The sequence below is a fragment of the Pseudomonas sp. HMSC08G10 genome (assembly GCF_001808425.1).
Lineage (GTDB): Bacteria > Pseudomonadota > Gammaproteobacteria > Pseudomonadales > Pseudomonadaceae > Aquipseudomonas > Aquipseudomonas guariconensis.
Window position 1 is genome coordinate 276,951 of record NZ_KV793307.1, and the last position, 247, is coordinate 277,197.

A 247-nucleotide genomic window follows, 5' to 3' on the forward strand; every position below is an offset into this window, starting at 1 on the left:
ACCAAAGTAACCCGCCGTAAAGGCGGAAAGCGCCAGTGGCGCCACCACCAAAAAAATGGATACAACCAAAACCCCAAAAACCCAACCTCCCCCCTCTCAACGCCTGCGAAACTTCTGCCCCCGTCTCCTCCCAAAAACAGACGCCATCCCCGACCGTACGGATACGTGCTACACGCCAGCCCAGGCACCACCAATCGCGACCTCAGAAGGCCAAGTGGAGGTGTCTGGAGGGGTTGGCGCGCAGCGC